Source organism: Acinetobacter sp. YH12218 (assembly GCF_013417925.1).
GTDB classification, from domain to species: Bacteria; Pseudomonadota; Gammaproteobacteria; order Pseudomonadales; family Moraxellaceae; genus Acinetobacter; species Acinetobacter amyesii.
The window spans coordinates 1-1258 of record NZ_VPDB01000165.1; the positions used below are offsets into that span (position 1 = coordinate 1).

Sequence of the window (1258 nt, forward strand, 5' to 3'; positions counted from 1 at the left end):
AATACGCTCATTTTTTTATGTCTTTATCTGAACATTTAGAATCCACTCTTGAACATTCTCTCCCATCACTCAACCATTTTTGTGAACTTATTGATTTAAATTGGATTGAAACAAGCCTGCATCAAACAGGTAAGGCATCAATCAGAAGGAGAAAATTACCTGCTGAGCATGTGGTTTGGCTTGTTATTGGGCTTGCCTTGTTTCGAAATCAACCCATCAGCTATGTTGTAGAGCAATTAAACCTCGTGTTTGGTACAACAGAATATTGTGTTCCTAGTGCAGCAGTCCAAGCACGACAACGTTTAGGACAAGAGCCTTTAAGTACCTTATTCTCTCTGCTCAGCCAAGCATGGTTTGATGAAACACAGCAACAATATTCAAACTTTCAAGGACTTAGCATATGTGCTGTTGATGGGGTGGTTTGGTCTATGCCGCTGACCGAAGAGAACTTTAATCATTTTGGCTCATCTAAAGGTAAAACTGCTGTAGCACCTTACCCACAAGTGAGAGCCACGTGCCTAGTCAATACCAATACCCATGAAATCATAGATGCCCAAATAGGCAGTATGGATCAGGGTGAACTCACATTAGCAAATCAATTATCTCCTCCAGCACAAAGTATTACATTATTTGATCGAGCTTATTTCTCTGCTGATTTTCTAATAGGGTGGCAAACACGTGCAGAATCAAGTCATTGGCTGATGCGAGCAAAAGATAATTTACGTTATGAAATTATTAAACGGAATTCCCCACATGATTTTCATATCAGGATGCCAATATCACCTAGAGCCAAGAAGCTTAACCCAACGTTAGGGGATTATTGGGAGGCACGTTTGATTGAAGTTGAGCAGGCAGGAAAAATCAGACGTTACATTACTTCATTATTAGATTCAAAGACATACCCACTTATAGCCTTGGCAAAGTTATATGCTCAGCGTTGGGAAATTGAAATGTGTTACCGAGAAATTAAAAGCAATTTGCAGAAAGGTAAGCTCTTAAGAAGCAAGCAACCAGACTTAATTTATCAAGAATTATGGGGTGTCTTGATTGCCTATAATGTTCTGAGACGACAAATGAAACATATGGCTCAACGAGCTAAAGTAAGTCCTTTGAGAATCAGTTTTCATATTGCATCTATTGCCCTTCTTAATTTACTCAGATTCGACTCTTTGGCTTCTGCAGGTAATCTCCCCAAACATCTGGAAAGTTTAATGGAGAAATCTAATCGGTATGTTATACCTGAGAGAAGAGTGAGGAG

General features: G+C 39.2%; 1 protein-coding gene. It reads left to right on the top strand.

Going from position 1 to position 1258, the window contains the following annotated elements; all coding sequences use genetic code 11:
• Positions 1-17 precede the first annotated feature (17 nt).
• The coding region (locus FTV03_RS17730) for an IS4 family transposase (RefSeq protein WP_180042420.1) at positions 18-1258 on the top strand (1241 nt) is incomplete at its 3' end.